Origin of the sequence: Methylobacterium sp. E-066 (assembly GCF_022829635.1) — a bacterium.
Taxonomy (GTDB): Bacteria; Pseudomonadota; Alphaproteobacteria; order Rhizobiales; family Beijerinckiaceae; genus Methylobacterium.
Map to the genome: position 1 here is coordinate 22,762 of NZ_JAKSYO010000042.1, position 12,035 is coordinate 34,796.

At 71.4% G+C, this 12,035-nt stretch carries 10 protein-coding genes; 5 read left to right on the top strand and 5 right to left on the bottom strand.

From position 1 onward, the window contains the following. The first annotated feature begins 184 nt into the window (after positions 1–184). The gene (locus tag MKL20_RS04280) at positions 185–2,911 is read left to right on the top strand and encodes a bifunctional acetate--CoA ligase family protein/GNAT family N-acetyltransferase (RefSeq protein ID WP_244035641.1); all 2,727 of its coding nucleotides are present in this window, start codon (positions 185–187) and stop codon (positions 2,909–2,911) included. Here the strand turns inward: MKL20_RS04280 and MKL20_RS04285 are convergent. The 3 genes from MKL20_RS04285 to MKL20_RS04295 form a co-directional block, all read right to left on the bottom strand. Beyond that, on the bottom strand, positions 2,908–3,300 hold the full coding sequence (locus MKL20_RS04285) for a type II toxin-antitoxin system VapC family toxin (protein WP_243969997.1): 393 nt from the start codon (positions 3,298–3,300) through the stop codon (positions 2,908–2,910). The two genes, MKL20_RS04280 and MKL20_RS04285, sit on opposite strands and share 4 nt — an antisense overlap. Continuing rightward, positions 3,293–3,541, bottom strand: a complete 249-nt coding sequence (locus tag MKL20_RS04290; RefSeq protein WP_244035642.1) for an AbrB/MazE/SpoVT family DNA-binding domain-containing protein — start codon at positions 3,539–3,541, stop codon at positions 3,293–3,295. The genes MKL20_RS04285 and MKL20_RS04290 overlap by 8 nt, the downstream gene beginning before the upstream one ends. A gap of 184 nt (positions 3,542–3,725) precedes the next feature. After that, a complete protein-coding gene (locus tag MKL20_RS04295; protein ID WP_244035643.1) occupies positions 3,726–5,342 on the bottom strand; it encodes a L,D-transpeptidase family protein in 1,617 nt (538 codons plus the stop codon). 245 nt (positions 5,343–5,587) lie between these two features. On the opposite strand from MKL20_RS04295, the gene MKL20_RS04300 reads away from it, so the two are divergent. Next, positions 5,588–6,724, top strand: a complete 1,137-nt coding sequence (locus MKL20_RS04300; RefSeq protein ID WP_244035644.1) for an acyltransferase family protein — start codon at positions 5,588–5,590, stop codon at positions 6,722–6,724. A gap of 123 nt (positions 6,725–6,847) precedes the next feature. On the opposite strand, the gene MKL20_RS04305 is transcribed toward MKL20_RS04300, so the two are convergent. Beyond that, positions 6,848–8,032: an endo-1,4-beta-xylanase gene (locus MKL20_RS04305; RefSeq protein ID WP_244035645.1), complete on the bottom strand. Its 1,185-nt coding sequence runs from the start codon at positions 8,030–8,032 to the stop codon at positions 6,848–6,850. A gap of 320 nt (positions 8,033–8,352) precedes the next feature. On the opposite strand from MKL20_RS04305, the gene MKL20_RS04310 reads away from it, so the two are divergent. Further along, positions 8,353–9,195, top strand: a complete 843-nt coding sequence (locus MKL20_RS04310) for an SDR family NAD(P)-dependent oxidoreductase (protein ID WP_244035646.1) — start codon at positions 8,353–8,355, stop codon at positions 9,193–9,195. Positions 9,196–9,254: 59 nt separating this feature from the next. Here MKL20_RS04310 and MKL20_RS04315 read toward each other — a convergent pair whose 3' ends face one another. Next, positions 9,255–9,542, bottom strand: coding sequence for a GIY-YIG nuclease family protein (locus MKL20_RS04315; RefSeq protein WP_244035647.1), 288 nt, complete (start codon positions 9,540–9,542; stop codon positions 9,255–9,257). 609 nt (positions 9,543–10,151) lie between these two features. On the opposite strand from MKL20_RS04315, the gene zwf reads away from it, so the two are divergent. Both zwf and MKL20_RS04325 read left to right on the top strand, forming a co-directional pair. Continuing rightward, complete coding sequence (zwf, locus tag MKL20_RS04320) at positions 10,152–11,624, top strand: glucose-6-phosphate dehydrogenase (RefSeq protein ID WP_244035648.1); 1,473 nt, start codon at positions 10,152–10,154, stop codon at positions 11,622–11,624. A gap of 123 nt (positions 11,625–11,747) precedes the next feature. Further along, a complete protein-coding gene (locus MKL20_RS04325) occupies positions 11,748–11,948 on the top strand; it encodes a hypothetical protein (protein WP_243965677.1) in 201 nt (66 codons plus the stop codon). The last annotated feature ends 87 nt before the right edge of the window (positions 11,949–12,035 follow it).

A 12,035-nucleotide genomic window follows, 5' to 3' on the forward strand; every position in this document is an offset into this window, starting at 1 on the left:
AAAGCCCGATCGTTCCGTGCGCCTCCGGCAGGGGCGACGCGGGGATCGCGATCGCCTCCGAACCTTCGGGCGTTGCACACGCGGGAGATTGTGCCATCTGGTAGGGGGGCTGGCGCCGCGCCGTACGCGTCACCCAGGCGAGGGGCACCACCATGCGCGCGCGCAGAACCGAGCCGTCGGCGCCGTGAGCACCTACCGCTTCGACAAGCTCCTGGCACCGCGCTCGATCGCCCTGGTCGGAGCCGTGGCGCGCGAAGGCTCCCTCGGGCGCAGCGTGCTCGACAATCTGCGCCGGGCGGGGTTTCCCGGCGCGATCCTGCCGGTCCAGCCCGATCACGACACCGTGGACGGCCTGCCCTGCGTGCCGCGAGTCGCCGACCTCACCGTCGTGCCGGACCTCGTGCTGATCGCGGTGCCGCCGCCGAGCGTGCCCGAGGTGGTCGCCCAGGCCGCCGCGATCGGCGCCGGGGCGGCCGTGATCCTCACCGCCCGGCTCGGCCGTGGGCCGGACGATCCCGGGCCGGTGGCGCACCGGATCGCCCGCGCGCAAGGGCTGCGCCTGCTCGGACCCGACAGCGCCGGCCTCGTGGTGCCCGCCGCCAAGCTCGATGCCAGCCTGTTCGCCCACGCCCCCGCGACCGGGGATCTCGCCCTGGTCTCGCAATCCGGCACGGTGGCGGCCGCGATCGTCGAATGGGCCGCCCGGCATGGCACCGGCTTCTCCGCGGTGCTGTCCCTCGGCAGCGTGCTCGATATCGGCGTGGCCGATTGCCTCGACTATTTCGCCGCCGACCATCGGACCCGGGCGATCCTGCTCTGTCTCGATCGCGTGGCCGATGCCCGACGGTTCATGTCGGCGGCCCGGGCCGCCGCCCGCGCCAAGCCCGTGGTGGTGCTCCGCGCCGGCCGGCACCGGCCGGACACGCGGGCCGCCGTGACCCATACCGGCGCGCTGGCCCGGCCCGACGCGGTCTACGCCGCGGCCTTCCGGCGGGCCGGCCTGCTCGCCGTGCCGGACCTCGACGCCATGTTCTCCGCCGTCGAGGCCCTGGGGCGCCAGCGCCCGTTCCCGGGGGACCGGCTGGCGATCCTCACCAACGGCCGCGGCATCGGCCTTCTCGCCGCCGACAAGCTCACCGACCGCGCGGGCATCCTGGCGGAGATCCCCGAGGCCGAGGGCCGGCCGGCGGGCAACCCGATCGACCTCGGCATCGATGCCGACGGCCCGGCCTTCTCGGACGCCCTGGCGCCGCTGCTGGCCGACCGAACCAGCGACGCGGTGCTGGCGATCCACGTCCCCACGGTCCGGTCGCAGGTCGGTGCGGTGGCCGGGGCGATCGCCGAGACGGTCAAGCGCGCCCGCACCGGCCAGACCCGCAAGAAGCCGGTCTTCGCGGTCTCCCTGGGCGATGCCGAGGCGGCGCGCGCGGCCTTCGCGGGGGCCGGGATCCCGCACTTCGCCACCGATTCCGAGGCGATCGAGGGGTTTTTGCACCTCGTGCGCTACCGCGAGGCGCAGGACGACCTGATGCGCACGCCGGATTCGCTGCCGCGGGATTTTTCCCCCGACATGGCGAGGGCGCGCTCGATCATCGCCGCTGCGCTCCGCCAGGGGGCGGCCTGGCTCGATCCGATCGCGGTGAACGGCCTGCTGGAGGCCTACGGCATCCCGACCGTGCCGATCACCCTCGCCCCCGACAAGGACGCTGCCGCGGCCGCCGCCTGGCCGATCATCGCGGCGGGCGGCACCGTGGCGCTCAAGGTCGTCTCGCCGGACGTGGTGCACAAGTCCGATATCGGCGGCGTCCAGCTCGACCTGACCAGCGAGGCCGATGTCCGCGAGGCCGCGCGCAGCATCCTGGCCCGCGCCCGGCGGGAGCGGCCGGATGCCCGGGTCACCGGTTTCGCGGTGCAGCCGATGGTCCGCCGGGGCCAGCGCCGGGAGCTGATCGCCGGCCTCGCCGAGGATGCGGTGTTCGGCCCCGTGGTGGTGTTCGGCCGGGGCGGCACGGCGGTCGAGGTGATCGACGACCGCGCGCTGAGCCTGCCGCCCCTCGACCTCGCCCTCGCCCGCGACCTGATCGGCCGCACCCGGGTCGCCCGGCGTCTCGAAGGCTATCGCGACGTGCCGGCCGCCGATCTCGGGGCGATCGCCCTGACCCTGGTGAAGCTCTCCCAGCTCGCCGCCGACCTGCCGCAGGTGCGCGAGCTCGACATCAACCCCCTGCTCGCCGACGAGACCGGCGTGCTGGCGCTGGACGCCCGGGTGCGGATCGGGCGCTCGGAGCGGGGCCGCCACGGCCGCGGCCACCCGCGCTTCGCGATCCGCCCCTATCCGGCCGAATGGGTCCGCACCCTCAAGCTCAAGGACCGGACGATCCGGGTGCGCCCGGTGCGGCCCGAGGACGAGGGCCTGTTCCTCACCTTCTTCGAGGGCCTCGACCCGGAGGACCTGCGGCTGCGCTTCTTCGGCCCGGTGCGCGCCTTCAGCCACGCCTTCCTGGCCCGGCTGACCCAGCTCGACTACGCCCGAGCGATCGCCTTCGTGGCGACCGAAGTCGACCCGGAAGGGCGCGAGCGCATGCTGGGCGCCGTCCGCCTGCACGCCGACGCCAACCACGAGAGCGGCGAATACGCGATCGCGGTCGGCCGGGACGCCCGGGGCACCGGCCTCGCCTTCGCGCTGATGCGCCTGATGATCGACTGGGCCCGCTCCGAGGGGATCGGCCGGGTCGAGGGCATGGTGCTGGCCGAGAACCGCCCGATGCTGGCGGTCTGCCGCCGGCTCGGGTTCACGCAGGCGCGGGACCCGGAGGATCCGGGGCTGGTGAACGTGAAGCTGGAGCTTGGGGGCTCACCGACGGCCGCCAATAGCCTCGGGCAGGCCTCGCCTTCTCGGATGCTATTCTAGCGGATGATCCTGACAGTCAGCCCGAGATCAGCAGGCAGCCGGCTCCAGGCACGATCCGTCGTCACGGCAACCGATTGGCGTTGCTTTGCCAGAGCGAGGCAGGCTCGATCGCCTAGCGAGAGCCCGAGCGACCGCGTTGGAAGGCGCAGGATCCCCGCAATCCGGGCCTGTTCGTCATCGAACGGTTCGATCGCGAGGCGGAGGACGCCGACTGCCTGCGTGATTTGCGCTTCCGATCCGCCGGCTTCGGCCAACTTGGCATAGACTTCGGACAGGTTCACCGCACTGATCACGGATTGCGGAAGGACCTCGGCAACCTCCTCGGACCCTGTCTCCGCGCGAAGCAGGCACAGCAGCGCCGACGCGTCGAGGACGAAGGCCTCACTCACGCTCCGCCTCGGCCCGACGCTCCGCGATCAGCTCGTCGGCCAAGTTCCGATCGGCCGGTGCGAAGCTGCGGACGATGGCCTGCGCCGCCCGGACTGCGGCAGACAAGGAGCGGACCCGCAGACCGTCCTCGGCCAGTTCGACCATGACGGTGTCGCCGGCCGCGAGCCCGAGTTCTCGCCGGAAATCGGCCGGGATGAGGAGCGTGCCGCCAGCCTCGATCTTTGCCAACTGTGAAGCCATGCCGAATTCCGGATCGCGGCCCGATACAATCCTCGCCGTCCGCACCAACGGACGCTCGCCGCACCGGCGTATGATGCCCGATGACAGATCAAAAAGAAAAGTCCTGCGCCGTTACTCCGCGGAGAGGCGGACGGGTCGTCGGGACACGTCCCGGCTCAGCCGAGCCTGGAGGGCCGGCCCGGGCTTAGCGGGGCGGCAGAGGTGCATCCGGGTTAAGCCCCTCCGTTGCCGGCTTCACGGACGTCACCTTGTTCGCCACCGGTTTGGCAGAAGCGGGCTTCACCGCAGCTGGCTTCGCCGCAGCCGGCTTGACTGCCGCGGGCTTCGGCGCCGCAGGCTGCGCCGCGCCGGCCGGCGGGATCGCCCCCGTGGCCGCGGGCTCCGGCGCCGGGGGCGGCGTGTCGAGGTTGTAGATGTCGTCGCGAAAATGGGCCGTCCCGTCCGGGGTGGCGTAGCCGGTGAGATACACGAAGGTCACCGGCACCGGCTTGACCAGCTTGATGTCGCGGCGCTCCCCGTCGGCGATGCCGGTCTCGATCTCGATCGGCCCCCAGCTGGTGCCGGGCCCGTTCGGGCCGTCGGTGCCCTGCAGCAGCCAGCCGACCAGCTCCTTGACCTGGCCGACCCGGACGCAGCCGTGGCTGTGGAAGCGGACATTCGCCGCGAACAGCGATTTGGCCGGCGTGTCGTGCATGTAGACGGCAAAGCGGTTCGGCATGTCGATCCGCACCTGGCCGAGCGAATTGTCGAAGCCGGAATCCTGGCGCAGCGTGTAGGCTGCGGCCTTGTTGCCCGCCCAGTCGATCTTGGTCGGGTCGACCTCGCCGGTGGGGCCGAGGATGCGGATGTGGTTCCGGGCGAGGTAGCCCGGGTTCTTGCGCATCTGCGGGATGATCTCGTTCTTCACCACCGAGGCCGGCACGGTCCAAGTCGGGTTGAAGTTGATGTCGGTGATCCGGGTCTCCACCGGGGGCGTCGCCTTGTCGGGGGAGCCGACCACCGCGACGTAGCGGCGGGCCACCGCGCCGTTCTCCACCGCCTCGACATTCGCCGAGGGGATGTTGACCACGACGTAGCGCTCGCCGAACGGGAATTTCGAGCCCATCAGCCGGGCCGCGGAGGCCGCCAGCTGGCGCTGGCGAGTGGCGGCCGGCACGTTCAGCGCGTTGATCGTGAGCCGGCCAAGGATCCCGCTGTCGGGCAGGCCGTGGCGACCCTGGAACGCCGCGATCGCCGCCACCAGCGGCGGGTCGAGCCGGTCGCTCGGCGGCGCGTCCACCGGCAGGTCGCCGGTGAGCGTCAGGTGGTGGCGCAGGGACGGGATCGCCGGGCTGCGCTCCCCGGGCTTCAGGCGGATGAGATCGTCGGGCAGCCGTTCCCAGCCGCCGGCCTCCGCGAAGGCGGCGTAGCGGTCGGCGACCTTCAGCGTGTCCAGGAAGGTGCGGGCGGTGAGCGTCGGGGTCGGATCGGTGGAGACCTTGGCGTAGACCAGGGGCGCCGGCTCGCGCGACTTTTTCGGAGGCTCCGGCGGCTTGGCCTCGGCACTCTTCGCCTCATTCGGACGGGGTTCCGAATTCTTCGCCGAATCCTGGGGCTTGGGCTCGGGAGTCTTCGAAGGCTCCGGGGCTGCCGCCGGCGGCACCTGGACCGGGACGGCGAGCGGCGGAACCGGGGCCGCGGCGGGGCCGGTCGGCACCACCGGAACACCCTGCGCCAGCGCGCCGACGGGGCCGCCGAGCAGCGCCAGCACCGAGAGACCCGCGCCGAGGCGGGCGGACAGGCGGAATCGGGCCGGGACCATACGCAACACTCCCGACGGCGCCCGGGGCGGCGCGGTCGGGCGGGATGATGGGGCGGTACGGTTACCAATCTCCTCCGGTTGATCGGGCCGGCCGGTGGCGCTCTTCACCATCCGGCGAGGGGCTCGTCCTCCGGTGCCACCTGCGGATATCGGTTCGCGCGGAAAAGGCGCACCCTGCCGGGCCGTGCCGTGAAGGACGATCAGCCGCCGCCATGCCGGATTCCGGATCCCAGCGCACCGGGGACATGCCCAGCACGATGCCGTACCTGCCGCAGCTCGACGGGGTGCGGGCGCTCGCGATCCTGATCGTGTTCGCGGCCCATTGCGGCTTCAGCCACGTGGTGCCGGGGGGTTTTGGCGTCACGGTGTTCTTCTTCCTCAGCGGCTACCTGATCACGACGCTGCTGCGGATCGAGCGCGGGCGCACCGGCACGGTCTCGCTGTCGGCCTTCTACCTGCGTCGGAGCCTGCGCATCCTGCCGCCGCTCTACCTGACCCTGGCCGCCACCGGGGCGCTCTACGCGGCGGGGCTCCTCGACTGGATGCCGGTCGAGCCGGCGGCTGTGCTCGGCCAGGTGCTGTTCCTGACCAACTATCCCGGCCTGTTCGGCACCGAGGCGGTGCTGCCGGTGCCGCTCTGGAGCCTCGCCATCGAGGAGCATTTCTATCTGGTCTTCCCCCTGGCCTACATCCTGTGGCTCGGGCGTCTGCGACCGCGCCGGGCGGCGCTGGCCTGCCTGGGGCTTTGCGCCCTGGTGCTCGGGATCCGATGCGTCAACGTCTGGCAGCTTCCTGATTATAGCCTGAACTATTCCTGGACCCACACCCGTATCGACGCGATCCTGTTCGGCTGCGGCCTCGGCCTGTGGAACAACCCGGTGATCCCGGGCGACCGGGCCTGGCGCCCGCGCCCCTGGCACGTCGCGGCCAGCCTCGCTGTGATCCTGCTGACCCTGGCTTTGCGCGAACCCGCCTTCCGCGAGACCCTGCGCTACACAATCCAGAGCGCGGCCCTGTTCGTGCCCTTCGCCTACCTGCTGCACGGGGAAGGCTGGGCGGTGCGGCTGCTCGCCGCCCGGCCGATGCGCCAGCTCGGCCTCTGGTCCTACAGTTTTTATCTCGCCCACATGGCCGTGGTGGCGCTGGTGCTGCACCAGGCGCCAGGCCTGCACGGGCTGACGCTGATGCTGGCGGCCTGCCCGGTGACCCTCCTCTGGTGCTGGGGCATGTTCACGCTGGTCGAGCGCCCCTGCGCCCGCCTGCGCCGCCGGCTGCTGGCGGATCACCCGCCTGAGCCTGCACTCGGTGCCGCCGGGCGCTCACACCGTCCCATGCCGACCGCGACGCAGCCCCCTCTCCCGAGCGGGAGAGGATTGGGGTGAGGGGTCAGGTCTCTCCGGAGAAGTCGCATCCCTCACCCTGTCCCTCTCCCGCACGGGAGAGGGGACCCGAGCCTCGTCCGGCGCCGCCGCTGGCTCCTGACGACAGGCAAAGCCGAACCGGCATCACCCCCGCCTGAGTTTTTCGCGCGCGGCCGTATGGTCCGGCGCCGCCCGGAAGCAGGCCAGCATCGCGTGCCAGAGCGGCTTGCGCCGGAACTGCACGTCGAGCGGCAGCGCCCGCTGGGGCAGCCCGTCCGGCCGCTTGCGGTAGGGGTGGTCGTTGAGCCACGTGTCGGGGTCGTAGATGTCCCAGGTGAGCACGTCGAGCAAAGCGGGCTCGGCCAGGACCACGTCGAGGTAGCGCCGGGCGAAATCGGCCACCATCCGGTCGCGCGTCGCCACGTCGGACGGGAAGGCCCGGTCGTCGATGTCGAGCTCGGTCACCGCGATCCCCAGCCCCATCTGGCCGATCTCGTGCAGGAAGCGGCGCAGCTGGCCCTGGTCGATCGGGACCGTGCTGGTCAGGTGCGATTGCAGCCCGAACCGCCGGATCGGCACGCCGCGCGATCGCATCGCCTCTAGGTGGCGCAACACCTTGGTGCGCTTGGCCTCCATCCAGAGGGCGCCCTGCTCGACCGCGTCCTCGTTCCAGGTGCCGGCGGCCGCCGGGTCGGTCTCGTGCAGGATCCGGAAGGCGCGGTCGACGTAGCCGGGCCCCATCGCGGTGAGCCAGGGGGACTCGCGCAGGCCCCCGCCCCGGTCGGGATCGGCCTCGTTGCCCAAAATCTCGTTGACCACGTCCCAGGCGACGATCTGCCCCCGGTAATGCCCGGCCACGGTCTCGATCCAGCGCCGCATGAAGTCCTCGGCCTGGACCGGACTCGCCCGGCCGAGCAGCGGCCCGACCCAGGGCGGCAGCGCCGCGTGCCAGACCAGGGTGTGCCCGCGCATCCGCTGGCCGTTGCTCCGCGCGAAGCGCAGGATCGCGTCGCCCCGGGCGAACTCGGTGCGGCCGGGGGCGGGCAGCACCTCCTCCATCTTCATCTCGGTGCCGCAGACCAGGATCCCGCATTCCCGCGCCACCGCCTGCCGATAGGCGGGGGTCGAGTCGAAGCGGTGGAACGGCACCTCGCAGCCGTAGAGCAGCCCCTTGGCGGCGGCGACGGCCTGGAGGCTGTCGGCGGACCAGGACGGCTTGCCGAGGGGGCCGAACCCGGAGGGCGCAGCCCCCGCAGCCGTGGCGAGGCCGGCGCAGGCCGCCCCGGCGAGGAGCGTGCGGCGGCTCGGCAGGCCGGGGGGTGGGGTCATGCCGGGTTCTCGGTTCGAGGGATACGTCACCCCGTCATTCCGGGGCGCCGCAGGCGAGCCTGGAATCCAGAACCGCCGACGGAGCAAGATCTTGCTCGGCTTGAGGTTCTGGATTCCGGGCTCCGCTTCGCGGCCCCGGAATGACACGGTGGGTGAGCGTGCGCCGCGGGAGTTATCAACTTCCGGAGGGATAACATCTCCTCATGCGATCGCCCTAGTCGGCAAGGGCGCTTGGCAGCGGACCGAACGCACCGGTTCCAACTCGCCTTCGGCCCCGACTCGCCCCATCTTCGGGACGCCATCCAGCCGAGGACCGACCCATGAGCCAGCATCCCGCCATCAGCCCAGGCCGCAGCGCGGTCGTCACCGGGGCGGCGAGCGGCATCGGGCTTGCGGCGGCCAAAACCTTCGCACGGGCCGGCATGAATGTCTGGCTCGCCGACCTGCCCGGCCCGGCCCTCGAGGAGGCCCATCGCGCCGTGGCCGAGCTCGCCGCCGTCGAGGTCCGGGCGGTGCCCACCGACGTCTCGGACCGGGAGGCCGTGGAGGCCCTGGCGGCCCATGTCGCCAAGGCCGGTCCTCCGGCCGTGGTCATGCTGAATGCCGGGATCGAGGCCGGCGGCAAGCTGTTCTCCGACGCCGAGACCTGGACCCGGATCCTCGCCACCAATCTCGGCGGCGTGGTCAACGGCATCCACGCCTTCGCGCCCGGCATGATCGCGGGGGGCAAGCCCGGCGCGGTGATCGTCACCGGCTCGAAGCAGGGCATCACCACGCCGCCCGGCAACGCGCCCTACAACGTCTCGAAGGCGGCCGTGAAGGCGGCGACCGAAGCGCTGGCTCACGAGCTGCGCACCCGCGAGGGCTGCCGGACCACCGCGCACCTGCTGATCCCGGGCTTCGTCTATACCGGCCTGACCAAGGCCCGGGGCGTCGCCGAGAAGCCGGCCGGCGCCTGGACGCCGGAGGAGACCGTCGCCTTCATGCTGGAGCGGCTGGAGGCGGGCGATTTCTACATCCTCTGTCCCGACAACGAGACCACCCGGGCGCAGGACGAGAAGCGCATCGCCTGGGCGGCCGGCGACATCATCGAGAACCGGCCGGCCCTGTCGCGCTGGCACCCGGACTTTTCCGAGGCGTTCAAGCGGTTCATGGCAGGGTGATCTCCGCCGTCATTGCGAGCAGAGCGAAGCAACCCAGGGCTCCGCGACGCGAAGGGTCTTCACGCGAGGCCGAGATACAGATCGCGCCAATCCGGGTTCATCGCCTCGATCAGGGCGAGCTTCTTCTTCCGGGAGCCGGCCTTGATCTGCTTCTCGCGGGCGATGGCCTCGCTCATCGTCGGGTAGCCCTCGTACCAGACCAGGAGCTTGCATCCGTAGCGGCGCGTGAAGCCGGGATGGAGGGCTTCGCGGTGCTCGTAGACGCGCCGGGTCAGGTTCGCGGTGACGCCGGTATAGAGCGTCCCGTTGCGGCGGCTCGCCATGATGTAGACGGCCGGCGCGCGCATGGTGGCTGTCCCATCGAGCAGAGCGATCGGCCGCGCGGTACCCTGGGTTGCTTCGCTGCGCTCGCAATGACGGAATGGGCGTCATCACGCGTTGCGAGAGGCGTTTCGGGCCTGCGCTGCCTGCGCGAGCTTGCCGCCGCTGGATTGCGCCACGCTGGTGGGTCGGGTTCTGCGCCGGGGCGTTCAGGGAATTCATGGTGGGGCAAGAGCTTCCCCCCGTCATTGCGAGCGGAGCGAAGCAACCCAGGGAACCGCGCGGCCCATCGTTCCGCTCGACGGAACGGACGAGAGGGGTCGCAGGTGAGACGCGAGGCGAAGCGCTCTCACCAACAGTGACGCTGCCTCAGAGCGGGATTTCGGCACGACCCGTTTTCCGTCCGCGCTCGAAAACGTCCTCCGTCACGGTACCCTGGGTTGCTTCGCTGCGCTCGCAATGACGGGGCGCGGTTCGCGGCTGTGCATCAAGCCGCGATCGTCCTCCCCTGGAGGCATGCGCCGCGGACCTTCCTGACGGCCGCCCCTCGTCTGGCGAAGGGTTTGCACCCAGGTTAGGTCAGTGCGGCGCGGTCGCCGCACTGCAACCGCGCACGACACCAGGGAGCCGCACTCTTGGCCACGATCATCCCCGTCGCCTCGTTCGACTGCGTCGTGTTCGGCGCCACCGGCGATCTCACGGCGCGCAAGCTGCTGCCGGCCCTGTTCTACCGGTTCCGGGACGGGCAGATCCCGCTGACCAGCCGAATCATCGGCGCCTCGCGCTCGGACCTGTCGACGGACGCGTTCCGCGAGCATGCCCGGGACGCCCTCAAGCGCTTCGTGCCCGCCACCGACCTGACCGAGGACGTGCTCCATAAGTTCCTCGACCACGTGGATTACGTGGCGGTGGACGGGGCCGGCGAGAGCGGCTGGGCCGATCTCGTGGCCAAGCTCGACGAGCGGCCCGACCAGGTGCGGCCCTACTACCTCGCCACCTCCCCCGACCTCTACGGCTCGATCTGCCGCAACCTCGCCTCGCACGGGCTCGTCGGCGAGAAGTCCCGGGTCGTGCTGGAGAAGCCGATCGGCAAGGATCTGAAATCGGCCCGCGCGATCAACGACGCGGTCGGCGAGGTCTTCCCCGAATCGCAGATCTTCCGGATCGACCACTACCTCGGCAAGGAGACGGTGCAGAACCTGCTGTCCCTGCGGTTTGCCAACACCATCTTCGAGCGGCTCTGGACCTCGGACGTGATCGACCACGTCCAGATCACCGTGGCCGAGACGGTCGGGGTCGAGGGCCGGGCCGGCTACTACGACACGTCGGGCGCCATGCGCGACATGCTGCAGAACCACATGCTGCAGCTCCTGTGCCTCACCGCCATGGAGAGCCCGCTCAACCTCGAAGCCAATTCCGTGCGCGACGAGAAGCTGAAGGTGCTGCGCGCCCTCAAGCCGATCACCGCCCACGACATCCAGGCCGTGACCGTGCGCGGCCAGTACGTGGCCGGCGCCGTCGACGGCAAGCCGGTGGAGGGCTACCTGACCGAGCTCGGCCACGAGAGCCGCACCGAGACCTTCGTGGCGATGAAGCTCGAAGTGCAGTCCGGGCGCTGGGCCGGGGTGCCGTTCTACCTGCGCACCGGCAAGCGCCTGCCGCAGAAGCTGTCCGAGATCGTGGTGCAGTTCCGCGCCTCGCCGTTCTCGATCTTCCCCGAGGAGGCGTTCGGCCGCGAGCCCAACCGCCTGGTGATCCGCCTGCAGCCGCAGGAGGGCATGAAGCTCGAGGTGATGACCAAGGATCCGGGCCCCGGCGGCCTGCGCCTGCGCCCGACCGATCTCGACATCTCCTTCGAGGAGACCTTCAAGCAGCGCTATCCGGACGCCTACGAGCGCCTGCTGATGGACGTGGTCCGGGGCAACGCCACCCTGTTCATGCGCCGCGACGAGGTCGAGGCCGCCTGGGCCTGGGCCGACGGCGTGCTCAAGGCCTGGGCCGACCGCCCGGAGGCGCCGCGGCCCTACCCGGCCGGGAGCTGGGGCCCCACCGCCGCCATCGCGCTGATCGAGCGCGACGGCCGGACCTGGCACGAGGAATTGCGGTAACGCCGCTTCGTCGCTTACGGCCAAGCTGCCTTGATACCGTCAAGCCGGATGTGGAAGCTGCCGCATGCCGCCGGTCACCGCCCCGCGAGAGGGTGGGCCCGGCCACGCACGAGGGATCATCGCATGCAGGACTCGAAGCAGGATTTCGCCGTCTCGGCCGAACGCCGCCTGGAGCGCTCGGTCGATTCGGCACTGCGCGTCATCGCGGCCGCCCATGTCGAGCGGCAGGCGCCGCCGGTCTACGCCGCGCGGCGCCGCCTGAGCGAGGTCTACGGCGCGACCCGCCTGGCAAAGCGCCTGGAGCGCGAGCGGCGCAGCGCCTGAGGGGGCGTTAGGCCGCCCCCCAGCCACAATCCGTTTGCCGGACGGGCGCGGGTCCCCTCTCCCGCGCGGGAGGGGGGGTTCGTCGCG

Bases quoted from the DNA above. Each gene is read 5' to 3' on its own strand.
- MKL20_RS04295 (WP_244035643.1), bottom strand. From the start codon at position 5,342: ATGGTCCCGGCCCGATTCCGCCTGTCCGCCCGCCTCGGCGCGGGTCTC.
- MKL20_RS04315 (WP_244035647.1), bottom strand. From the start codon at position 9,542: ATGCGCGCGCCGGCCGTCTACATCATGGCGAGCCGCCGCAACGGGACG.
- MKL20_RS04305 (WP_244035645.1), bottom strand. From the start codon at position 8,032: ATGACCCCACCCCCCGGCCTGCCGAGCCGCCGCACGCTCCTCGCCGGG.
- MKL20_RS04325 (WP_243965677.1), top strand. From the start codon at position 11,748: ATGCAGGACTCGAAGCAGGATTTCGCCGTCTCGGCCGAACGCCGCCTG.
- MKL20_RS04300 (WP_244035644.1), top strand. From the start codon at position 5,588: ATGCCCAGCACGATGCCGTACCTGCCGCAGCTCGACGGGGTGCGGGCG.
- MKL20_RS04310 (WP_244035646.1), top strand. From the start codon at position 8,353: ATGAGCCAGCATCCCGCCATCAGCCCAGGCCGCAGCGCGGTCGTCACC.
- MKL20_RS04290 (WP_244035642.1), bottom strand. From the start codon at position 3,541: ATGGCTTCACAGTTGGCAAAGATCGAGGCTGGCGGCACGCTCCTCATC.